General features: G+C 38.0%; 21 protein-coding genes. 9 read left to right on the top strand and 12 right to left on the bottom strand.

Annotated features, from left to right (window positions below; all coding sequences use genetic code 11):
- Positions 1-6: 6 nt before the first annotated feature.
- The 7 genes from clpP to ESU54_RS15160 all read right to left on the bottom strand — a co-directional run bounded on the left by clpP (position 7) and on the right by ESU54_RS15160 (position 7,009).
- Positions 7-681 (bottom strand): ATP-dependent Clp endopeptidase proteolytic subunit ClpP, encoded by a 675-nt coding sequence (gene clpP, locus ESU54_RS15190; protein ID WP_111845130.1) that lies wholly within the window; start codon positions 679-681, stop codon positions 7-9.
- Between the two features lie 111 nt (positions 682-792).
- The gene (gene tig / locus ESU54_RS15185) at positions 793-2,112 is read right to left on the bottom strand and encodes a trigger factor (RefSeq protein WP_111845131.1); all 1,320 of its coding nucleotides are present in this window, start codon (positions 2,110-2,112) and stop codon (positions 793-795) included.
- Between the two features lie 82 nt (positions 2,113-2,194).
- Positions 2,195-2,539, bottom strand: a complete 345-nt coding sequence (locus ESU54_RS15180; RefSeq protein ID WP_111845132.1) for a phage holin family protein — start codon at positions 2,537-2,539, stop codon at positions 2,195-2,197.
- A gap of 99 nt (positions 2,540-2,638) precedes the next feature.
- A complete protein-coding gene (locus ESU54_RS15175) occupies positions 2,639-4,171 on the bottom strand; it encodes an SGNH/GDSL hydrolase family protein (RefSeq protein WP_111845154.1) in 1,533 nt (510 codons plus the stop codon).
- A gap of 18 nt (positions 4,172-4,189) precedes the next feature.
- A complete protein-coding gene (locus ESU54_RS15170; RefSeq protein ID WP_111845133.1) occupies positions 4,190-5,440 on the bottom strand; it encodes an OmpP1/FadL family transporter in 1,251 nt (416 codons plus the stop codon).
- A 94-nt stretch (positions 5,441-5,534) separates the two neighbouring features.
- Positions 5,535-6,296 (bottom strand): alpha/beta fold hydrolase, encoded by a 762-nt coding sequence (locus ESU54_RS15165; protein WP_111845134.1) that lies wholly within the window; start codon positions 6,294-6,296, stop codon positions 5,535-5,537.
- On the bottom strand, positions 6,296-7,009 hold the full coding sequence (locus ESU54_RS15160) for a pyridoxine 5'-phosphate synthase (protein WP_111845135.1): 714 nt from the start codon (positions 7,007-7,009) through the stop codon (positions 6,296-6,298). Before ESU54_RS15160 ends, ESU54_RS15165 begins: the two co-directional genes overlap by 1 nt.
- 88 nt (positions 7,010-7,097) lie before the next feature.
- On the opposite strand from ESU54_RS15160, the gene ESU54_RS15155 reads away from it, so the two are divergent.
- The 8 genes from ESU54_RS15155 (at position 7,098) to murI (ending at position 15,286) form a co-directional block, all read left to right on the top strand.
- On the top strand, positions 7,098-7,754 hold the full coding sequence (locus ESU54_RS15155) for a CBS domain-containing protein (RefSeq protein ID WP_111845136.1): 657 nt from the start codon (positions 7,098-7,100) through the stop codon (positions 7,752-7,754).
- A gap of 69 nt (positions 7,755-7,823) precedes the next feature.
- Entirely contained in the window at positions 7,824-8,708 is an 885-nt protein-coding gene (locus ESU54_RS15150) for an NAD kinase (RefSeq protein WP_111845137.1), read from the top strand.
- A gap of 99 nt (positions 8,709-8,807) precedes the next feature.
- On the top strand, positions 8,808-9,500 hold the full coding sequence (porG, locus tag ESU54_RS15145; RefSeq protein WP_111845138.1) for a type IX secretion system protein PorG: 693 nt from the start codon (positions 8,808-8,810) through the stop codon (positions 9,498-9,500).
- A gap of 7 nt (positions 9,501-9,507) precedes the next feature.
- A complete protein-coding gene (locus tag ESU54_RS15140) occupies positions 9,508-10,242 on the top strand; it encodes an isoprenyl transferase (protein ID WP_394348877.1) in 735 nt (244 codons plus the stop codon).
- Positions 10,223-12,823: an outer membrane protein assembly factor BamA gene (gene bamA / locus ESU54_RS15135; protein ID WP_111845155.1), complete on the top strand. Its 2,601-nt coding sequence runs from the start codon at positions 10,223-10,225 to the stop codon at positions 12,821-12,823. Before ESU54_RS15140 ends, bamA begins: the two co-directional genes overlap by 20 nt.
- Positions 12,824-12,862: 39 nt before the next feature.
- A complete protein-coding gene (locus ESU54_RS15130) occupies positions 12,863-13,744 on the top strand; it encodes an OmpH family outer membrane protein (protein ID WP_111845140.1) in 882 nt (293 codons plus the stop codon).
- Between the two features lie 65 nt (positions 13,745-13,809).
- Positions 13,810-14,319, top strand: a complete 510-nt coding sequence (locus ESU54_RS15125; RefSeq protein WP_111845141.1) for an OmpH family outer membrane protein — start codon at positions 13,810-13,812, stop codon at positions 14,317-14,319.
- A 175-nt stretch (positions 14,320-14,494) separates the two neighbouring features.
- Positions 14,495-15,286 carry a glutamate racemase gene (gene murI, locus ESU54_RS15120; protein WP_111845142.1) on the top strand — a complete coding sequence of 264 codons (792 nt, stop codon included), beginning with the start codon at positions 14,495-14,497 and terminating at the stop codon, positions 15,284-15,286.
- Position 15,287: 1 nt separating this feature from the next.
- On the opposite strand, the gene ESU54_RS15115 is transcribed toward murI, so the two are convergent.
- The 3 genes from ESU54_RS15115 to ESU54_RS15105 form a co-directional block, all read right to left on the bottom strand.
- The gene (locus ESU54_RS15115; RefSeq protein ID WP_111845143.1) at positions 15,288-15,800 is read right to left on the bottom strand and encodes a gamma carbonic anhydrase family protein; all 513 of its coding nucleotides are present in this window, start codon (positions 15,798-15,800) and stop codon (positions 15,288-15,290) included.
- A gap of 72 nt (positions 15,801-15,872) precedes the next feature.
- Positions 15,873-16,604 carry a LytR/AlgR family response regulator transcription factor gene (locus ESU54_RS15110; RefSeq protein ID WP_111845144.1) on the bottom strand — a complete coding sequence of 244 codons (732 nt, stop codon included), beginning with the start codon at positions 16,602-16,604 and terminating at the stop codon, positions 15,873-15,875.
- Positions 16,604-18,799 carry a tetratricopeptide repeat-containing sensor histidine kinase gene (locus ESU54_RS15105; RefSeq protein ID WP_111845156.1) on the bottom strand — a complete coding sequence of 732 codons (2,196 nt, stop codon included), beginning with the start codon at positions 18,797-18,799 and terminating at the stop codon, positions 16,604-16,606. Before ESU54_RS15105 ends, ESU54_RS15110 begins: the two co-directional genes overlap by 1 nt.
- Positions 18,800-19,011: 212 nt before the next feature.
- Between ESU54_RS15105 and ESU54_RS15100 the strand changes: the two genes are divergently transcribed.
- Positions 19,012-20,166 (top strand): vWA domain-containing protein, encoded by a 1,155-nt coding sequence (locus ESU54_RS15100; RefSeq protein ID WP_111845145.1) that lies wholly within the window; start codon positions 19,012-19,014, stop codon positions 20,164-20,166.
- A gap of 70 nt (positions 20,167-20,236) precedes the next feature.
- Here the strand turns inward: ESU54_RS15100 and ESU54_RS15095 are convergent, their stop codons facing one another.
- Entirely contained in the window at positions 20,237-21,256 is a 1,020-nt protein-coding gene (locus tag ESU54_RS15095; RefSeq protein ID WP_111845146.1) for a PorP/SprF family type IX secretion system membrane protein, read from the bottom strand.
- Between the two features lie 9 nt (positions 21,257-21,265).
- The coding region (locus ESU54_RS18285; protein WP_146848100.1) for a T9SS type B sorting domain-containing protein at positions 21,266-21,385 on the bottom strand (120 nt) is incomplete at its 5' end.

Raw genomic sequence — 21,385 nt, 5'->3', positions numbered from 1 at the left:
CTAAATTTAGTTACGTGTCAATATTTCATCAATCATTCCGTATTCCATGGCTCTATCAGCTTTCATCCAGTAATCGCGATCACTATCTTCGTATACCTTTTCGTAGGTTTGGCCGGAATGTTTCGCTATAATTTTATAAAGCTCTTCTTTTAGAGTGATTATTTCACGTGCGGTTATTTCAATATCGCTCGCTTGCCCTTGCGCACCGCCCAAAGGTTGGTGAATCATAACTCGCGAGTGCGTTAAACCGCTGCGCTTTCCTTTTTCACCTGCACAAAGTAGAACCGCCGCCATTGAAGCTGCCATTCCGGTACAAATAGTTGCAACATCTGGCTTGATGAATTGCATAGTGTCATAAATTCCTAGGCCTGCATAAACACTTCCACCAGGTGAATTGATGTAAATTTGGATATCGCGAGCAGCATCAGTACTTGCCAAAAACAATAATTGGGCTTGCACTATGTTTGCCACTTGGTCGTTGATTCCGGTGCCGAGGAAAATAATTCGATCCATCATCAAACGAGAAAAAACGTCCATTGCCACGGCGTTCATTTGACGTTCTTCAATAATATTAGGTGTTAAGTTCGTTGGATACATACTGCTTATGATTTTGTCATAATACATATCGCTGATGCCTTGATCTTTTATAGCAAAGTTTCTAAATTCGTTACTGTAGTTCATAAATGTTTGTTCGGTTTAAAAAAATACTTTCCTGAACAGGAAAAGGTTTAAAATTATAAAGGCGTTAAATTAAATAATTCAACGCCTAAAGATAACTATTTCTTCGCTGAATTATACGTAGGCTTCCTTAATGAATTTATCGTAAGTAACCTCTTTAGTCTTCAATTTTGCGTTTTTCTTAAAGAAATTAAGCAATTTAGTTGAGTTCATCTGCTCGCTCAAACGCTGCACTTCTTCTTTGTTTGAAAGAATACGTGCGGCGATGGATTCTAATTCCTCATCAGTTGGATTGGTTTGACCAAACTGTGCCATCTGCGCTTTTATCATGTTTTTTGAATGGTCTTTCAACTCCTCAAAAGTTACTTGCAATTTATTTTCTGTACGAAGTTTTCCTTCAATTAATTGGTAACGAAGTCCTTTTTCGCTTCTCTCGTATTCAGCTTTTGCCTCTTCTTCGGAAAGTCTTTTCTCACCAGACATTGCTATCCAACGTTGCAAGAATTCCTTGGGAAGATCGAATTTTGTGTTTTCCAATAATGAATCAACAACATCATTCAATAATTTTTGGTCACTCTGCTGTGCAAATTGTCCTTCTGCATCTTCCTTAATTTTCGCTTTTAATTCCTCTTCGGAAGTAACAACAGCCTCTCCAAACAATTTATCGAACAACTCTTGGTTTAGTTCAGCCATTTCGCGTTTGTTCACTTCTTCTATTTTGAAGGAAACCTCAATATCCAGACCGTGAGCATCATCGTGCTCAACGCCCAAGTATTTCTGGTTATCGTGATCATCGGCAAACATTCCTTTTGTTTTAAATGTAACGGTATCGCCAACTTTTGCGCCAATCAGGCTTTCCAATTGTTTTTTACCTGCAATTTCCTCCGTGGAAAGTGTCGTTTTATTTTCGATATCTTTTTCAGATGAAGTAAAAATTCCTGTGATTTCATCACCTTTCGCTACTTCTTTTTTCGAAATCAATTTTCCGTATTGCTTGCGGATGGTCTTTACTTGATTGTTTAGCATTTCATCATCTGCAACAATTTTGTATTGTACAACTTCCTTGCCTTTTACATCAACTTTAAATTCTGGAGCGAGGCCCAATTCAAATTCAAAGGAATAATCATCAGCTTCCCAATTTATTTCTGTTTCATTCTTCGGAAGTGGATTTCCAAGCACGTCCAGTTTTTCTTCGGTAAGAAATTTGTGAAGCGCATCTTGCAAAACTTTGTTTACTTCTTCAACCAAAACAGCTTTTCCATATTGTTTTTTTACCATTCCCATTGGGATGTGGCCTTTTCTGAAACCTGGAATATTGGCGGTTTTTCTGTAATTATTCAGCACTTTTTCAACGTTGGCTGAATAGTCGTCTTTTGAAACTTCCACTGTAAGTACAGCATTCAGTTTATCAATGTCTTTTTTTGTAATGTTCATTTTTTCTCTTCTGAATTTCGGGATGCAAAAATACGGCTTTTTACAAAACTCAACAAACATTTACGGACTGTTGTTCAGTCAATTATTTATCTTCCGGTAAAAGTGAAAATAGTATAGATTGGAAAAGCGAAAGCAGCAGACTGAAAATTAGCGCCCACCAGATAGTGGTTACGGTAAAGCCTCCCACAAAATAACCGGCCAATAAAATGATGATGGCGTTGATGATTAGCAAAAACAACCCAAAAGTGACTATTGTAATGGGTAAGGTTAAAATGACCAATATTGGTTTGACTAGCAACCGCAGCAAAGCGATGACAATAGCAACTATAATTGCGGAACCATAACCTTCAACAGCTACGCCGGGAAGGATTTTTGCCAAGACAACAACCGCCACAGCTGTAAGGAGTAATTTGATTATTAACTTCATGTGGTAGATCGTATTAAATATTAGCTAAGCTTTTAGTAAATATAATAAAAAAACCGCCCTCAACTGAGAGCGGCTCTTACTAAACTTAATTTCCAAATATTAATTATTAGAAACCGTTACGGTTCCATAATTGCCAATATGCACCATTGGTATGGTGGCATCATAAGTTTCATTGATTGCTCTAATTATAAGGTTTGCAGTATAAGCATAACCTCTTGGTGACGGGTGAACGCCATCAAGGGAAAAAGCACCACCTGTAACAAACTGTGAAGTAAGCACACCGCCATCATAAGGAATACCACCATTTGCAACTCTTGCCAATGCTGTTTTTGCATCAACATAAGCCAATCCTTTTGCACCAGCTAGTGCTTGGATTGTTGCATTGTATGCTGTGCTTGCAGCTGTTACGCGAACTTGTTCCGAAACAGCCAATACATATTTATCACTAAGTGGAATTGAAACACCAATAACACCTTGTGGGTTGCCTGGATCTGGAGTAGTTCCCAATACAGAAGAGGCAGTCAAAACAATAAGGTCATCAGACTTTACTTGGCGTAATTGGCCCAATAATGTTGCTAAAGGAGCAGGTAAGCTAAACGGAGGACCTTGCAAAATAGCTGTTATATCGGTAAGGTCGTCATCTGTCATAATAGGAAAGTTTTGTCCTGCGGAGAAATTAATCATACGCAAAGCAGCTTCTTCGGGAGACAAAACCCCAATTCCTACCAAACCTGGCAATATTTGTGTATTGTATGCGCCAAATTGAGCATTTAATGCTCCAGCAGTAGCAGCATCCAATGGAATAGCATTTGTTGGAACAGTGGTGAAATATGGAATTGAAGTTACTTCAGGAATATTTATCAAAACACCTTTTGCACCGTTTCCTACTAAAGCTTCAACTTGTTGGCTGTAAACTAAACCAAAAACGTTTGGATCTGTAATGTCATTTGGACCATAAGTTGTTGGATCCAGATTTCCTGTTTGATCCACACCTGCACCACCAGAAGTAGCATAGCTTAAAATATCGTTATTACCAATCCAAAGGCTAAAGAAAGTTGGATTTTGCGCTACGGCATCTCCAATTACAGTTGCGCTTTCACTACTTGCAAAACGCACAAAATAAGGATTAGACGCCCCCGAAAGTACGCCAGCTACGTTTCCATAACCAGAAACCCCTAAGTGGAAACTTTTCGCCCCCGGAACACCCATGTTGTTATAGGTTCCAGAAAGATGGTTTGTAATATCAGTAGTTGGAGTTCCTATCAAACGAACTGGGCCAGGGTTTCCATTTGCATCAACTGCAAGTACAAATCTGTTTTCAGCAATTTGAGTTCCGCCCAGTAACAAACCACCAGTGTTATCATTCACTAAAGGTTGTGAAAATTCACCACCTCCGGCAAAAGCAAACTGTTGTGCCATAATATTTGGGTAACTGTTTTCCTGTCCAGTAATGTATAAAGCACCGTCAGCATAACCAGCTGTCAATGAGTTTCCGACAGCAACATATTTTGAAAGGTTTGCTGTTCCGCTACTGTAAAACCCATCGTCAGTTACAGGGCTATCAAATTCGGGTTCGCAGCTTACAAAGCCTATGGCTAAAAGTGCGAATGTATATTTTAGTATATTTTTCATCTTTGAGGTTTTTTTCAATTATAGTTTATAAGTTAGACCCAATCCTGGAACGAATGCGTTGGTTTTGTATGTTCCACTAAAAGGAACTGCTACACCATTCTCGAAGTAATAATTGTAAGATGCATCCACTTCTTTGAAGTGAGAAAACAGGAATGACGCATCAATCTGTAAGTGCTCGCCAAGATTTACGGTTAAACCAGCGGTAAAGTTGTTACTGTCGTTACGCGGTGTTTCAGGAGCAAAATATCCATCACGAACCGGAGATTCGTCAAAATAATAACCAGCTCTCAACGTGAACATTTTAGTAGCTTCGTATTGCATACCGAAACGATAGATAGAAGCATTCTTGTAATTACGTGCGTTCTTTGAATCTGGAATATCTTCATTGGCAAAATCTATATCCAACGATTCGTATACATCCCAAAAGGTACGATTATAGTCGAAAGCGAAGGTCCAACTTTCGCAGAAATCGTAGGACATCCCCACAGTCATTTCTGCAGGCAAAGGCAGTGATGCTTTAATTGAAGTATTTTCAAAAGGCGTTAAAGGAGAGTTTGGAATATTTTCAAATTCGGCGGTACCGTCCTCTGCATCAAGGATAATTTCGGAACGGTAGGTAGCACCAATGTGAAGATTTTCGGTAGGATTGAACATTGTACTAGCAACCCAACCCCAGCTACTCACACCAGAAGCATCAATGGTTACGTTTGCACGGTTTCCATCAAGATCGGTAAGTGTACGGTTTAGGTTTCTGTTGAAGTTTACTGAACCAGTAACGTATATTGGACCACCACCAAAACTCAACTTATCGTTTATTTTAAACGAAACGGTTGGCTGAATGTAAATAGCAGCAAGATCTATATTGTTTACCAAATGCGAACCCGCCCAATCGTCTTCATACTTCACAGAACTTCCATAAGGGGTGTATACTCCAAGACCAAAAGCTAACCAATCTGCAGCTTGATATGAAGCATATAAATAAAATGGTGTGCCCACAGGACTATCTGTACGGGCATTTGCGCCAGTTTCAGTGTCTTGGTATGCAATATTTGAAAAAACACCATGTGCACCAACGGAGACACTAAATTTATCTTCCAAATACACTAATCCGGCTGGGTTAAAAAATACAAGTTCGCTACTGTTTATAACAGCAACGCCTGTGTGACCCATCGCCAAGGCTTTATTGCCTTGCAAACTTACGCGGTAACCGCCCGCATAAGTTACCACCGATGCAAGTGCAAAAACGGCAATTAATAATACTTTTTTCATAATTGTTTTATTTTTTGAGTTAATAACAGAGGGTTAATATGTAAGGAATTATTCTTGCGTATTTATTATGCGTGCATAATAAACCTTTACAATATTATAAAAAATTCATAACATTATCATAAAATTCGTCGGGATTTTCTGCGTGTAACCAATGTCCAGCATTTGAAATGGTTTCGATTCTTGCTTTTGGAAAATGTTTTTTTATCAAAAGCTCGTCCATCGGCTCAATATAGCCACTATTTTCACCTCCCAAAAAAAGCGTATCACCCTTAAAAACAGCGTCTTCTGAAAGAGCCACCCCTACTTCCTTTATTTTTTTTGAAAGGACTGGTAGATTTATACGAAGTGCCAATTCGTTTTTGCTTTTTCGATATAGGTTTTTAAGAAGAAATAGTCGCGTGCCTTCGTCTCTTATATAATCTGAAAGAATATCCTCGGCTTCGCCACGGGATTTTATATTTGAGAAATCTAATTTTGAAAGCGCTTTCAAAATATCCTGGTGGTGTGGCGGATAGGCTTTTGGGCCAATATCGGCAACAACCAGTTTTGAAACCATTTCGGGATAGGTAACGGCGAATTGCATTGCAACTTTTCCACCCATGGAATGGCCGAGCAGGATAATTTCTTTTAAATGGTGTTCTTCGCTATATTCTTTTACATCTTCAGCCATTATTTCATACGAAAATTCATCGCTATGAAAACTTCGTCCGTGGTTGCGTTGATCCAAAAGATGTACTTCATAGCCATCTTCAGCCCAGCGAGTGCCCAGTGTTTTCCAGTTATCGCTCATTCCTAAGAAACCGTGGAGGATTACGAAAGGCTTACCGGAGCCGAGTATTTGAGAGTGTAGGGTCATTAACTAAGTTTTTTTAAATATTCTGAAATGACTTTCTCCAGCCCATCATAAAGCGCCTCACAAATAAGCGCATGACCTATGCTCACTTCCAAAAGGCTTGGGATGTTTTCCTTAAAAAACGCGATGTTTTCCAACGAAAGATCGTGACCTGCGTTGATACCCAAATTCAGTTTATTTGCAAGAATTGCACAATCAGTATAAGGCTTTATGGCTTCTTTTTTTCCCATAGAATATTGCTTGGCAAATTCTTCGGTGTATAGTTCAATTCGGTCAGTACCAATTTCGGCGGCACCCTGAATCATTTTTAAGGTTGGATCTACAAATACGGAAGTGCGAATTCCGTTTCGCTTAAATTCAGAAATTATTTCCTTTAAGTAATCTTTGTGTTTCACCGTATCCCAACCCGCGTTGGAAGTTATTGCACCCACAGCATCTGGAACGAGGGTAACTTGCGTGGGTTTTATTTCTAAAACCAGCTGCATAAAATTATCCATCGGATTGCCTTCTATGTTGTATTCCGTGGAAACAATGGGCTTTAAGTCATACGCATCTTGATAACGAATGTGGCGTTCATCGGGCCTTGGATGGATTGTGATTCCCTGTGCCCCAAATTTCTGTACGTCTTTTGCAACTTGAATTAAGTTGGGCACATTGCCTCCACGCGCATTGCGCAACGTGGCAATTTTATTTATGTTTACGCTTAATTTTGTCATTTCTTTGTATTAGAATTAACAAAAATACAAACCTTCATAAAGCTAATGAACCTTTATTTTAAGTAATTTGCATTAAAAATAATTTTAGATGGAAACCCTAAATTATATTATCAACGATATTGAACCGTTTGACGTTTCGGCGAAGATAAAAGACGTGCAAACGGTATTCAATCAGCTTACCTATTCGCACGTTCCCGTTGAAAAAGACGGCCATTTTATAGGTTGTGTTTCTGAAAACGATGCGTATTGCTTTGACAGCACCAAAGCGCTTAGCGATTTTCAGTATGCCTTGGAACCCTTTCACGTTCTCGAAGATACCAATTGGCTAGATATTTTAGAGGCTTTCGCCTTAAACAACAGCAACATAATGCCAGTGTTGGGCGCGGAGAACAAATATTTGGGATACTATGAATTGGGCGATATTATGAGCCTTTTCAACAACACCCCTTTTTTGAACGAAACGGGCGGAATTATTGAAGTTGAAAAAGGAATTCAAGATTATTCATTCAGTGAAGTCTGCCAAATTGTGGAATCTAATGGAACACGGATATTTGGAGTATTTATTTCAAAAATTGAAAATGACACTGTTCAGGTTACCTTAAAAGTAGGCCACACCGCAATGAACAGTATTGTTCAAACTTTTAGACGATATAACTATAACGTGATTAGCCATCATGAAGAGGATAAGTTTTTGGAAGATTTGAAGGAACGGTCTGAATATTTGGATAAATACCTTAATATATAGGTAGCAGTCTTCAATGTTCAGTGTTCAGTGTTCAGTTAAAAGTAAATAAAAACAACAATATCAATACTAATGAAAATAGGTATTTACGGGCAGTTTTATCACGAAAATTCAGAAATCTATATTCAGATGTTGCTGGATGCGCTTCAGAAAAGAGAGGCCGAAGTACTTATTGAAGCGAATTTTCTGGGCATCATCAACCAAAATCAGGATATCACAAAAAACTTCTCGGGATTCTCCACTTTTACTGAATTGGATTCCAGTTTCGACCTTTTTTTCAGCATTGGTGGTGATGGGACCATTCTAAAGGCAGTAACTTTCGTGGCAGATTTGGGTATCCCGATTGTTGGAATTAATACGGGAAGGCTTGGTTTTTTGGCCACGATTCAAAAAGAAGAAATGACTGAAAGCCTAAATCAGATTTTGGAAGGTGAGTATTCCATTTCCGAAAGAAGTTTGTTAGCTGTAGAAACTTTTCCGAAAAGCGACGAAATTCATCCCTTAAATTTTGCGCTAAACGAAGTTGCCGTAAACAGACGGAATACAACTTCCATGATAAAAGTGGAAACACTTGTCAACGACAAATACCTTACATCCTACTGGTCTGACGGATTAATTGTTGCAACACCTACAGGCTCCACAGGATATTCCCTAAGTTGCGGCGGCCCGGTGATAGATCCAGAGGCCAACAATATTGTGCTCACGCCTATTGCGCCTCACAATCTTAACGCAAGGCCCTTGGTACTGCCCGATTCGAGTGTTGTTTCATTAAAAGTTTCCGGAAGAGAAAACACTTTTTTACTTTCCATGGATTCACGCATTGCAACTTTGGAAAACGAAACCCACATTATTATTAAAAAAGCGCCATTTACAATAAAATTGATCCAACTTCACGATGATAGCTTTATAAAAACCCTACGCAAAAAACTTTTGTGGGGTGAGGACAAGCGGAATTAAACAATAAAATCCATCAAAATTTGTTAATCAACAGAGACAAATTGGCTTCCAACAATGTCAAGCCAAGTTAATTGTTATATTTGCAAACTTTTAAAGTATATGAAGTATTTCACTACTGTATTTTTAATACTCTCGACTGTGTTCTTTGCACATTCCCAAACCTACGAAATAGGCGGAATGGTTGGTGGCGCCAACTACATAGGTGATGTTGGAAACACCAGCTACATCAATCCAAATAGTTTTGCAGTGGGCGGCATTTTTAAATGGAACCGCAGCGCGAGACACGCATTTAGAGGCTCGGTAATGGTAGCACAAATAAAAGGTGACGATGCCAAAAGCTCAAACAGCCGTAGAAAGCAACGCGGATATTCCTTTGAAAACACAATTAAAGAATTATCAATTGGTTTAGAATATACCTTTTGGGAATTTGACGTTCATGCCCAAAAATCAATTTCTGCTCCATACCTATATACTGGTCTCACGGGTTTTAGTTATACAGCATTGCGCAAAAAAGCTTCGGGTCAAATTGTTGAATATGACAATGCATTGAGTATTGCAATACCAATGGTAATAGGCTACAAAGCAACCATCAGTCAAAATGCAATGTTTGGTTTTGAAATTGGCGCACGCTACACATTTACAGACGATCTGGACGGAAGCAACCCCATAAAAGGACTCGCAGACGCGGAAAGCCTTAAATTTGGAAACACAAATAGCGACGATTGGTACGTATTTACTGGAATAACAGTTACTTTTGCCTTCGGAAGAAAGCCTTGTTATTGTAACTTTTAAAATGAAGATGGACCAAATAGACAAAGACAAATTGCCACAACACCTTGCCATTATCATGGACGGCAATGGGCGTTGGGCAAAACAGAAAGGTCTTTTTCGCTCTATTGGTCACGAAAACGGCACCAAGGCAGTACGTGAAATTGTAGAAGGATGTGCCGAAATAGGCATTCCATTTTTAACACTTTATGCCTTTTCAACCGAAAACTGGAACCGTCCAAAATTGGAGGTTCAACTGTTGATGAAACTTTTGGTTTCTTCCCTTAAAAAGGAAATAAAGACACTTCAAGACAACAATATAAAGCTCAACGCCATTGGCAATCTGGATGCACTTCCAAAAAAAGCGCACAAGGAATTACTGGATGTTATCGATAAAACAAAGGATAACAAGCGAATGACCCTCACCCTTGCCCTTAGTTATGGTTCTAGGGAAGAAATTACAAAAACAATAAAAGAGATTAGTCTTAAAGTTAAAAATAACCTAATTTCGCCGCATGATATTGATGAAACGGTAATAAATAATCATCTTTACACGCAAAATTTACCAGATGTAGATTTATTGATCCGCACCAGTGGCGAACAGCGCATCAGCAATTTTCTGCTTTGGCAAATAGCATATGCCGAACTGTATTTTACTGAAACACTTTGGCCGGATTATACTAAAGACCATCTTTTTGAAGCAATATTAAATTATCAACACAGAGAAAGAAGATTTGGAAAAACCAGTGAACAACTTAATCAATAGTTCCCTATTGCATACATACAGAAAATCTTATTGTATTTTATTATTTACAATACTTTCCGTTTTTACACTACAGGCACAGCAAAAAGAACTTGACAGCGGTAAGAAATATACCATAAACAATATTACGGTTGCTGGAGCACAAAGCTTTAACGAACAGACCGTCGTTGCTTTTACAGGACTTAAAAAAGGCGACCGCCTCTACATTCCAGGTGAAAAACTGAGCCAAATTACCAAAAAACTTTGGGAGCAAAACCTCTTTAGCGACATTGCTTTTTATGTTACCAATATTGAAGGTGATAATGTGGATTTGGAACTTTACATTGTGGAATTGCCAAAACTTCATGAGGTAACCATCACAGGAAAAGGTATCCGCAAAGCCAAGCAAAAGGAAATTATTAAAGACAACGACCTTAATGCCGGTACTAAAATAACCAAAAACCTTCTTAACACTACAAAAAATTACATTTCAAATAAATACAAAAAAGAAGGTTATTACAATACCGATGTAACCATCACCACCACTCCTTTCACAGATTCAACAGGTGTAGAAATCTCAAAGAACATGACTATTTCTATAAATAGAGGAAAACGTGTTAAAGTGAAAGAAATTAACTTTGAAGGGAATGAACAATTCACAGACGGTAAATTGCGCCGTTCTATGAAAAAGACAAAACGTAAAAACTTTGCCCGTGTTTGGAAACGCTCAAAATTCACTGAAGAAGGTTTTGAAGAAGACAGAGTATCACTTCTTAAAAAATACAAATCAAACGGGTATCGCGATGCAAGGATTTTAAGCGACACACTTAGGGTTCTTGACAAAAAGAACATTGCCTTAGACCTAAAACTTGAAGAAGGCGATAAATATTATTTTGGTGAAATTAAGTTCATCGGAAATAGTGTTTTTACAGACAGTCAACTGCGCCAAGTTTTAGGAATAAAAGAAGGTGACATTTACAATGGTGTTTTACTGCAGGAGCGTATTCAAGACGACTCGGCACCAGATGCAGAAGACATGACCAACCTCTACCAAAACAACGGATACCTTGCAGCTCGTATAAACCCTGTGGAAGTAGCTGTTCGCAACGACACCATAGATTTTGAAATCAGAATTATGGAACGTAGCTTATTCTACTTTGACCATGTTACAGTAATAGGAAACGATCGCACCAACGACCACGTTATTTATAGAGAATTAAGAACGCGTCCAGGTCAGAAATACAGTAAACGTGATGTTATAAGAACCATTCGCGAATTAGGCCAATTGGGCTTCTTTGACCCAGAACAACTTTCTCCAAACTTCAAAAAAGTTGATGAAAACAACGGCCTTGTTGACTTGGAATATTCCGTAGTTGAAAAAGGCTCCAGCCAGATTGAGCTTCAAGGAGGTTATGGTGGCGGTGGCTTTGTTGGAACATTAGGTCTTTCGTTTAACAACTTTTCGCTTCGCAATATATTCAACTTTAAGGCATACAAGCCTTTGCCAATGGGTGACGGGCAAAAACTATCACTTAGAGCGCAAGCAAGTAGTTACTATCAAACTTATAGTCTTTCACTTACCGAACCTTGGTTGGGCGGCAAGAAGCCAGTACAATTATCCACTTCTTTCACCCACACCATCCAGAATTATTACGATTACAATAATAGACAGGCAGACAAATCAAGAAGTTTTACCATAACAGGTGGATCCGTAGGTTTGGCAAAAAAGATAAAATGGCCTGATGATTATTTTGTTTGGTCTAATGCCATAAGTTTCCAGCACTATAATCTGAACAATTACAACACAGGGCTATTTACCTTTGGAGATGGGTACTCCAATAACTTGGCATATACCATCGGCATAAGTCGAAATAATACCGCCACCAACCCTATTTATCCTACCCAGGGTTCTGATTTTAGTATTACTGCTAAATTAACCATACCCTATTCGGCATTTAACAATATAGATTACAAAGCATTATCTGAAGAAAGGGATCAACTTGATCTTGTTACCTCTGATAATCCTAATTTTGTAAATGCTTCCAAACGAATTTCTGAAATTGACCAAGAGCGTTTTAAATGGCTGGAGTATTATAAAATTAAATTCAAAGGAACTTGGTACACCCGTCTTTATGAAAAATTAGTACTTCGCACCAATACCGAATTGGGATTTTTGGGAGCTTACAATCAAGAAAGGGGCGTACCACCATTTGAAAGATTCTTTTTGGGTGGAGATGGTCTTGGAGCCTATAGTTTGGACGGCCGTGAGGTAATTCAATTAAGAGGTTATCCCAATCAATCTTTATCTGATGTAGATGGAAATACGATTTACAATAAATTTTCGTTAGAGGTAAGATATCCTGTTACCCTTGCACAGATGGCATCTATCTATGTGCTTGGTTTTGCGGAAAGTGGAGCATCCTATACTGGATTCAAGGATTACAATCCATTTGAGCTAAAACGTTCTGCTGGCGCAGGATTGCGTATATTTATGCCAGCATTTGGGTTATTAGGCATCGATTTTGGATATGGATTCGACCCTGTTTTGGGCGGAACAGAACCAAATGGATGGCAAACCCACTTTATTATTGGACAACAATTTTAAAAACTGGCACGATATTTTCTTAAACAACAACCAAATAATATGAAGACAAAAAAAATACTCATTTTTACTCTTGCCCTTTTTTGCTTCACCTTCATGGCAGAAGCACAAAGAGGCGTTCGAATAGGATATATTGATATGGAATATATCTTGGAAAGTGTTCCTGAATATAAAGAAGCTTCCATACAGTTAGAAGGTAAGGTGCAACGCTGGAAACAGGACATTGAGAAAAAACAAAAAGAAATTGATCAAATGAAATTGAACCTAGCGAATGAAAGGGTTCTTTTGACAAAAGAATTGATCGATGAACGCGAAGAGGAAATAAAAATCAAGGAAGACGAAATGCTTAAATATCAGCAGGACCGTTTTGGACCAAATGGAGATTTGATGATACAGCGTAGACAACTGGTTCAGCCTATCCAAGATCAGGTTTTCAATATTGTTCAGGAAGTTGCAGAAAACAAAAAGTATGATTTCATCTTTGACAAATCTGCAGATGTTGTAATGCTTTTTGCAGCAAAAAGAAACGATATCAGCGATTTAGTGCTACGTAGCATTGAACGCGCCGGCAGAAGAGTACAAGCCGCAGATAAAAAAGAAAAACGCGAAATAGAACAACGTGAAAACCTTTCAGTAGAAGAAGAAGGCGCAGTTACCGAAAGAGAAAAAGCTATTCAAGAAAAACAAGAGGAACGCGAAAAAGTAGTTGAAGCCAAAAAAACTGAACGTGAAGAAATGATGGCCCAACGTCAAAAAGAACGCGATTCCATCCGCGCTGTAAAGAAAGCAGAGTTTGAAGAACGTAGACAACGTTTGATTCTGGAAAGAGAGCAAAGAAAAGATTCCATTATAGAATCCCGCCAAAACAACAACAATCCTCCAAAAGGTGGTGATGAAGGCGATGGCGATGAGGGTGGCCAATAGGCATTATAAAAACTTAACAATCAATACTTTAAAATAAAATAACACTTAAATTAAATACACTTACAATGAAAAAAATGAAAACGTTATTAGTTGCAATTGCACTTTTCGTGGGAGCTACAAGTTTTGTGAATGCTCAATCAAAAATTGCACATATTAATGCACAAGAGCTTATTGAAGCTATGCCAGAGTACAAAGCAGCGCAAAGCCAATTGGAAAAAGTGCAAAAAACGTACGACACAGAGATTAAGGCAATGGCTAAGGAATTAGAGACCAAAATGAAGCAGTACGATGCAGAGGCCACCACTAAAACTGATGAAGAAAATCAAAAAAGATTCCAAGAAGTTCAAGGGATGCAAGAAAATATTCAAGCATACAGACAACAAGCACTTCAGGATCTAGACAAGAAAAGAACTGATATTTTTAAGCCAATTCTTGAAAAAGCTCAATCTACAATTCAAAAAGTAGCAAAAGCACAAGGATATCAATATGTATTGGATTCAACCGTAGGTAGCGGCGTTATCCTTGCAGACGGAAAAGATCTTATGGCAGATGTTAAAAAAGATTTGGGAATGTAATTCTTTCTTAAAACTATAAATTTTAAAACTGCTCATTTATGGGCAGTTTTTTTTTATCCAAATTTGAAGTAATTGGCTACTTTTACGAAATACCTATAAACAAATTGCAAATTAACTGAAGTGGTATACCTGGACATTCCATCTTCCTAAAGATCAAATATTTTATACAGATAAAATGGATAAAAATAATCCCATAGGCATTTTTGATTCGGGTGTTGGCGGTTCATCTATATGGCAGGAAATCCACAAACTACTACCGTTTGAGAATACCATCTATCTCGCCGATAGCAAAAATGCACCCTACGGATATAAATCATCGAAAGAAATCACTGCGCTCAGCATTAAAAATGTTGAAAAATTGCTGGAACTAGGCAGTAAGATAATTGTTGTGGCCTGCAACACGGCAACAACGAATGCTATTTCAACACTTCGGGAAAATTACGACATTCCCATTATTGGTATAGAACCAGCTATTAAACCCGCAGCACTACAAACCACATCAAAAAGCATTGGAATTCTGGCTACAAAAGGCACCCTCAGTAGTGCACTTTTCAGCAGAACAACAAAGGAATTTACAAAGGATATAAGCGTGGTTGAAATTATTGGCGAAGGTCTCGTGCCTTTGATAGAGGCGGGAAATCTTGACGGTCCAGAAATGATCTCACTTTTAAAAAAATACATTAAACCGCTGATTGAAGCTAATGTTGATTATGTTGTTTTGGGATGTAGCCACTACCCCTACATAATTCCGCAGTTGAAAAAATTACTTCCTGAAAATGTGAAAATTATAGATTCCGGCGAAGCGGTTGCACGGCAAACAAAAATAGTTTTACAAAGCTTGGATTTGCTTCGCGAAGAGAACACCAAACCAAAGCTTGAGTTTTTTACAAATGCTGAAACGGATACTTTAAAATTTCTATTGAAAGATTATGCTAAAAAGATTTCTATAGAAAAAAAAGACTTCTAAATTATTCCTTAAACCACGAAGAGTACATAACATAATTATTGGCAATCCGTTCAATTTCACCTTTGGTCAATTCGGGGCTAATATCTTTTATTTTTTTGGCGGGAATGCCTGCATAAATGCTTCCACTTTCAACTCTTGTATTTTTCGAAACCACAGCACCCGCGGCAATTATCGTATTACTTTCAACCACGCAATCGTCCATAACAATACTTCCCATTCCGATTAAAACATTATCGTGTATAGTGCAGCCGTGAACAATGGCATTGTGCCCAATGGAAACATTGTTCCCAATTGTAGTGGGCGAAGTTTTATAGGTCGCGTGAATTACAGCGCCATCTTGAACATTCACTTTATTGCCCATTTTAATGAAATGCACATCACCTCGAATTACAGCGTTAAACCAAACGCTACATTCGTTGCCCATCACTACATCTCCAACAATCGTAGCATTTTCAGCTATAAAACAATCTTCTGGGATTTGAGGGTGTTTTCCGTTTACGGATTTAATTATCATTTGTTTCAGGTTTCAGGTTTCAGGTTTCAAAAATAAAAGCAATTAAATTTAATCATATCAAACTTGCAACTTTTATCCAAAATAAGCCAACAATTCTTTTTTACGTGATGGGCTAACCATAATTTCCTTACCGCTACTAAGCACTACGCTCCCACCCTTTCCTTTTTTGTATTCAGTAATTTCGTTCACATTTACCAAATAGGATTTATGAACCCGAGCAAACCCATTTTCCGAAAGTGAATCTTCAAAATATTTCAAGGTTTTGCTCACCAATCGCTTTCCGACTTTTAAATGAATCTGTGTGTAATTGTCATCTGCCTGACAATAGAGTATATCTTCCATTTGAAGCACTTCAAAACCATTTTGCAAGGGAATTGTAATCTTGCCAGCAACTTGCGTCTGAAGCGGCTTTAAAATTGAATTTTGAAGATTGTTTTCCTTTGTCTTTATTTCCGAAACATAATCAACAGCCTCAATCAATTTATCTATTGAAATTGGTTTTAGCAAATAATAGGAAGCATGGGCATTTAAAGCATCAATCGCATAATGATTGTAGGCAGTAACAAAAACAGTTTCAAACTGACGGTCGCCAACTTTGTCAAGCAAATCGAAAGCATTTCCGTAAGGCATTTCTACATCGAGGAAAACCACGTCCAAATCGTTATTCCTTATCAAAACCAAAGCTTCGTCCACGTTTGTGGCTTCACCTTTTAAAACAATACTCGGGCAGTATTTTGCCAAATAATTCCGCAGAATTTCCCTGCTGGTTTCTTCGTCTTCAACAATTATTGCGTTTAGTTTCATCAATCTTTCTTTAAAATAAGTTCCACTCGGGTCCCTTCATTGTTTTCAAAAATATTCTCCACTTTCACATCCACCTTGTCTTTGTACATTTGGTTCAAAATAGCAATGCGCTTTTGGGTGTTGCCCATTCCTTTCGACTTTTGTTTCTTTTGGTTTTCGGTTTTGAATTCCTTCGATTTTGAACGGCCAATTCCATCATCGGTTATGGAAATTTTTATGGTTTCAGAATCAATTTGTTGAAAGTTGATTTCCAGTAAACCTTTCTCCTCTTTGTACCGAAGTCCGTGCCACACAGCATTTTCAACATAAGGTTGAAGTAACATTGGTGGAATCACAAATTCATTCAGTTTTATGTTTTCATCAACCGTAATTTTATAGTCAAATTTATCCTTAAATCTGAAATGTTCCAGCTTCACATACAGCTGCAACAACTCAATTTCTTTTTCGAGCGGGATAAAATCTTCTTCGCTGTTTTCCAAAACGGAACGCATTAACAGTGAAAAATCCGTCAAATATTTGTTTGCGGTACGTTCATCGTTGACCGCAATAAAGCTGTTCACGGAATTTAGCGCATTAAATATGAAATGGGGATTCATTTGGGATCGAAGCGATTTCAATGCTAAAACATTATTGGCGAACTTTTGCTGTTTCACATTTTTGTACTGGGTGTAAGCTGCAAAAAACAGCAGCAAAACAATAACAGCTAATGAAATGATAACCCACTTTTGGATTTGGCTGTTTCTTTCAATCAATTCTTGATTTTCAAAAGCGAGTTTGTATCTGCTTTCGTTCAGCTTTCGGTCGTTTTCGAGGCTGGCAATTCGGTTTTGTTTTTGGGTAATTTCTTTGCTAAGACGTGCCGCTTGGCTTATTTCCTGTTCCTTTTTCACATAAAGCTCATCTACAACTTCTACATACCGTTGATAGCTTTCGGTTGCTTTGTCAAACTCGCCAATGTCTCGATAAATCTCGGAAAGTTTTCGCACAGCGTCCTTCTGAACAATTAAATCTTCCTTTTTGTCTGCCTCTGCAATACTTCTTTCGAGATACGGAATAGCCTGTTTATATTTTTCCTGCGCCACAAAAGCATTTGCAATTTTATAGTTTTGCCGTTGTGGTGTTAGGGCTTCATCTTCAACCGTGGCGGCTTTTCCCATCGAGTTAAGTTCTTCCAAAGTTTCTTCACGAAGCTGGATTTCTTTATCGTATTCGCGGTTTTGGTTGTAAAAATCTGCCACTTTGTTTTTTTCTGAAACAGCTCGTTGTTTATTTTCTTTTTTGGCAAGTTTGAGGGAATTGTCAAAATATTCTTCAGCTTCATTCAAAGCACCACTCTGGGCATAAGCTTCGCCAATCTTGGAATTTAAGTTTGTAATTTTCGGCGTAATTTTATTCTCTTTGGCTACATCTAACGCTTTTTGATAGTTAAAAACACTTTTCACGCCATCTCCAATTGCCTTATACGTATCGCCTAAACCTTCGTAAACTTCTACTTTTTGGTACGCAGAAAGATTCTCCTTCAACAATTTTTGAAATACCGAAATGCTTTCCTGATAGTTTTTGTTTTGCGCAAAGGCCTTTGCCAACTTGATTGAAACATCTGTATTTGCATTGTTTTGAATACTTTGTTTATAATTGTCGATGGCAAGATCTGGCAAGGTCCAAAACAAGTTGATGTCACCCAAAGTTTCAAAGGCCAAACTATTCTCTTTATTTGAAATGGTTTTGCCGCGCATCGGTTCCAGCGCCTTGGTAACGTATTCAATGCTTTTCTGTGCATCTTTTTTCAGAAAGAATTTTGCAGAGTCCAAATAAACGTTGAAACCTGCTTGCTCTTTACCTTTGGAACTTTTGGACACAATTGGCGCAGGTTCTGATTTTGCCTTTTCGACCCGCAGGGTTATAAAATCGTTTTCTTTAATTGTGTGATAAACCGTTACAAAATCATCGCTTTTTATAACAAGCTCATCGCCTATTTTGGCTGAAATCGCAAACCTGCCTTGTCCGTTTGTGGTTGTGTATTGTCCGCCCAAAATCTCCACGTTCACCTTTGCGATAGGTATATTGGTTTCGCCATCAATCACCTCGCCTTTCAGCATAAAAGGCTTATTGTTCGTCAAACGCTTTACTTGTGAAAAGCTATCTGTGGAACAAAAAAAGGTAAGGGCCAAAAAAAGGAAAAGAAGTTTTTTCATTTTGTCATTAAAACGGTAAACATACGCACTTTGGCGCAATGTTTAAAATTACGTTTTTCTGAAATAGCTTCCACTAATGCAAAAAAAGAATACTTCACTCATCCAAAAATACTTTTCACTAATTCAGATAAACCCCTTCCTCAAAGTTGGTTTTTTTCAAAAAAAGTTCGCCTTAGGTTTATACCGTTGTAAACTCATTTAAAAAAATAATTATGAAAAAGTTACAAATCATCTTCATCTTCGCAGCCTTCATGCTGACGATTTCCTGCAAAGCGGATAACCAGAAAACCGACAAGCAATTATTAGCAACATTGGAAACCCAAAACCCGAAAAAAGACCACTATATAAAGGTGGCTCTTTTACTGGACACTAGCAACAGTATGGACGGATTGATAGACCAAGCCAAGGCCCAACTTTGGGAGATTGTGAATGAGTTGAGCTATGCCAAATGCCGCAATGACCGTCCGAAACTTCAAATAGCTTTATACGAATATGGAAACGATAATTTGAATTCACGAGACAATTACATCCGTAAAATTTTAAGCTTTACGGAAGATTTAGACGATGTTTCAAAAGAACTTTTTTCATTGACCACCAATGGCGGAAGCGAATACTGCGGTGCCGTAATCCAAGAATCTTTGAACAAACTTGATTGGGGAAACGAAGCAGATGATTTGAAAATGGTTTTTATAGCAGGCAATGAGCCTTTTGATCAAGGAGGAATCAATTACAAAGATGCCGCGGCAAATGCCAAGGAAAACGGCGTGGTTGTGAATACCATTTTCTGTGGCGATTATAAACACGGAATAGACAGCTACTGGAAAGATGGTGCCCAACTTACCTATGGCGACTATATGGCGATAAATCAAAATCAGCAAACTGTATATGTACCTTCCCCTTATGATGATATTATCATCCAATTGAATGTGAAACTAAACAAAACTTATGTTCCCTACGGAAGCGCGGGAAGTAACAAAAGTCGCGTACAGCAAGAACAGGATGCCAACGCTGCAGAATATAGTAAAGCCAACGCAGTAAGCCGAACGGTTTCAAAAGGAAGCCATCTGTATACCAATAGCACTTGGGATTTGGTAGATGCCGAAGAAGAAGCAAATTTCAGTTATGACAAGTTGAAAAAAGACGAATTGCCAAAGGAACTGAAAGGAAAGAGTGCTTCCGAAATAAAAAAATATCTTGAAGTAAAGCGTTCCGAAAGAGAAGCAATCCAAAAAGAAATTATGGACCTCAATGAAGAGCGTAGAAAGTATATTGCAGAAAACACAAAAGAGACTAGCAACGGTTTAGAAAACGCAATGGTGCAAGCCATAAAAAAGCAAGCTGAAAAAAAGAATTATACTTGGGAATAAGTTTTATTTAATATAAAAAAAGCCTGATACGTATAATGGTATCAGGCTTTTCTTGTATTATGAAGCGATTTTAATTATCAGGACGTAGCATCCCATTATATCTCATATCCTGGTCCCAAGTTTGGATTTTACCCTCAAGAATATTATACCCTAAAGTAATCTGATGAAAACCACCACTGCCAAATTTTATACTCCCCGATTGATGTGTGTAGGTGTAAGCGAACATAAATTTGTTATAATTAGCACCTATCACAGGAGTTATGTATTGTAATTTTTGAGCCTTAATTTCAGTTCCATCCAAATATTCGCTCCCATCAAAACTTCTTCTGTATGAAATTCCCCCATACAGTCTGCCAAAATCCATGGAACGATATGCTTTAAAATTTACATCGATGGATTTTTCACCGGTTCTCTCTTTCATTTGAAACATTAGAGATGGTTCATAGGTCCATGGCGTCTTTCTGCTTTGAATGGCGTATGCTCCGGAAATTAAATAATTGCGCTGATTATTGGGTTCAATTTCACTCGAATAAATACTTCTGTTTTGAAAAATAATATTCTTTACTGTAAAATGGCCCGAGAAATTTAAGAAATTATAAGAAAGACCTGCATCCACATTAAAATAGGAAGTACTTTGAACAATTCCAGCTATTATTGGGTCGTAATCTTCTAAGGAAAATTTAGTTTCATCAAGCTTTTGTTGTGTTAAACCCGCACTTAAACCAAAAGATAATTGGTTTATGTCTACCCTGCTCCGTGAAAACAATAGATGATATGCGAAAGTTAAATAGCCTCCGGTTTGGGAATGGTACCCATTTTTATCATTAAAAATAATAGCCCCAATTCCTGTATTGTTTCCCAAAGGAGTATGAAAACTTATAGTTTGCATATTGGGAGCTTCATCTTGATCAAACCATTGCTGACGTGCCGTTATTCGGAGTTTGGCATATGATGATGCCCCAGCCATGGAAGGATGGAGTAAATACAAATTATCAGAAAAATAGTCTGAATATACAGGTATGCCGTCTTGAGAAAATCCGTAAAGCGATGATATCAAAAATAGGATAATGGGGATTTGTTTAATGTTCATAATTTCTATTTATCGTTTTAAGGTAAAATGTCCTTTAAATTCCTTTGCGTTTCCGTCCTCGGTGTATTCCACCCGGAACCAGTAGTCGCTCGAGGGCAGCGGTCTGCCGTTATAGGTACCGTCCCATCC

The sequence above is a fragment of the Aequorivita antarctica genome, assembly GCF_007997155.1.
Taxonomy (GTDB): Bacteria; Bacteroidota; Bacteroidia; order Flavobacteriales; family Flavobacteriaceae; genus Aequorivita; species Aequorivita antarctica.
This window is presented reverse-complemented; position numbering and strand designations above follow the sequence as displayed.

Excerpts from the sequence above, each read along its gene's own strand:
- clpP (WP_111845130.1), bottom strand. The coding sequence starts at position 681 with ATGAACTACAGTAACGAATTTAGAAACTTTGCTATAAAAGATCAAGGC.
- tig (WP_111845131.1), bottom strand. The coding sequence starts at position 2,112 with ATGAACATTACAAAAAAAGACATTGATAAACTGAATGCTGTACTTACA.
- ESU54_RS15180 (WP_111845132.1), bottom strand. The coding sequence starts at position 2,539 with ATGAAGTTAATAATCAAATTACTCCTTACAGCTGTGGCGGTTGTTGTC.
- ESU54_RS15175 (WP_111845154.1), bottom strand. The coding sequence starts at position 4,171 with ATGAAAAATATACTAAAATATACATTCGCACTTTTAGCCATAGGCTTT.
- ESU54_RS15170 (WP_111845133.1), bottom strand. The coding sequence starts at position 5,440 with ATGAAAAAAGTATTATTAATTGCCGTTTTTGCACTTGCATCGGTGGTA.
- ESU54_RS15165 (WP_111845134.1), bottom strand. The coding sequence starts at position 6,296 with ATGACCCTACACTCTCAAATACTCGGCTCCGGTAAGCCTTTCGTAATC.
- ESU54_RS15160 (WP_111845135.1), bottom strand. The coding sequence starts at position 7,009 with ATGACAAAATTAAGCGTAAACATAAATAAAATTGCCACGTTGCGCAAT.
- ESU54_RS15155 (WP_111845136.1), top strand. The coding sequence starts at position 7,098 with ATGGAAACCCTAAATTATATTATCAACGATATTGAACCGTTTGACGTT.
- ESU54_RS15150 (WP_111845137.1), top strand. The coding sequence starts at position 7,824 with ATGAAAATAGGTATTTACGGGCAGTTTTATCACGAAAATTCAGAAATC.
- porG (WP_111845138.1), top strand. The coding sequence starts at position 8,808 with ATGAAGTATTTCACTACTGTATTTTTAATACTCTCGACTGTGTTCTTT.
- ESU54_RS15140 (WP_394348877.1), top strand. The coding sequence starts at position 9,508 with ATGGACCAAATAGACAAAGACAAATTGCCACAACACCTTGCCATTATC.
- ESU54_RS15130 (WP_111845140.1), top strand. The coding sequence starts at position 12,863 with ATGAAGACAAAAAAAATACTCATTTTTACTCTTGCCCTTTTTTGCTTC.
- ESU54_RS15125 (WP_111845141.1), top strand. The coding sequence starts at position 13,810 with ATGAAAAAAATGAAAACGTTATTAGTTGCAATTGCACTTTTCGTGGGA.
- murI (WP_111845142.1), top strand. The coding sequence starts at position 14,495 with ATGGATAAAAATAATCCCATAGGCATTTTTGATTCGGGTGTTGGCGGT.
- ESU54_RS15115 (WP_111845143.1), bottom strand. The coding sequence starts at position 15,800 with ATGATAATTAAATCCGTAAACGGAAAACACCCTCAAATCCCAGAAGAT.
- ESU54_RS15110 (WP_111845144.1), bottom strand. The coding sequence starts at position 16,604 with ATGAAACTAAACGCAATAATTGTTGAAGACGAAGAAACCAGCAGGGAA.
- ESU54_RS15105 (WP_111845156.1), bottom strand. The coding sequence starts at position 18,799 with ATGAAAAAACTTCTTTTCCTTTTTTTGGCCCTTACCTTTTTTTGTTCC.
- ESU54_RS15100 (WP_111845145.1), top strand. The coding sequence starts at position 19,012 with ATGAAAAAGTTACAAATCATCTTCATCTTCGCAGCCTTCATGCTGACG.
- ESU54_RS15095 (WP_111845146.1), bottom strand. The coding sequence starts at position 21,256 with ATGAACATTAAACAAATCCCCATTATCCTATTTTTGATATCATCGCTT.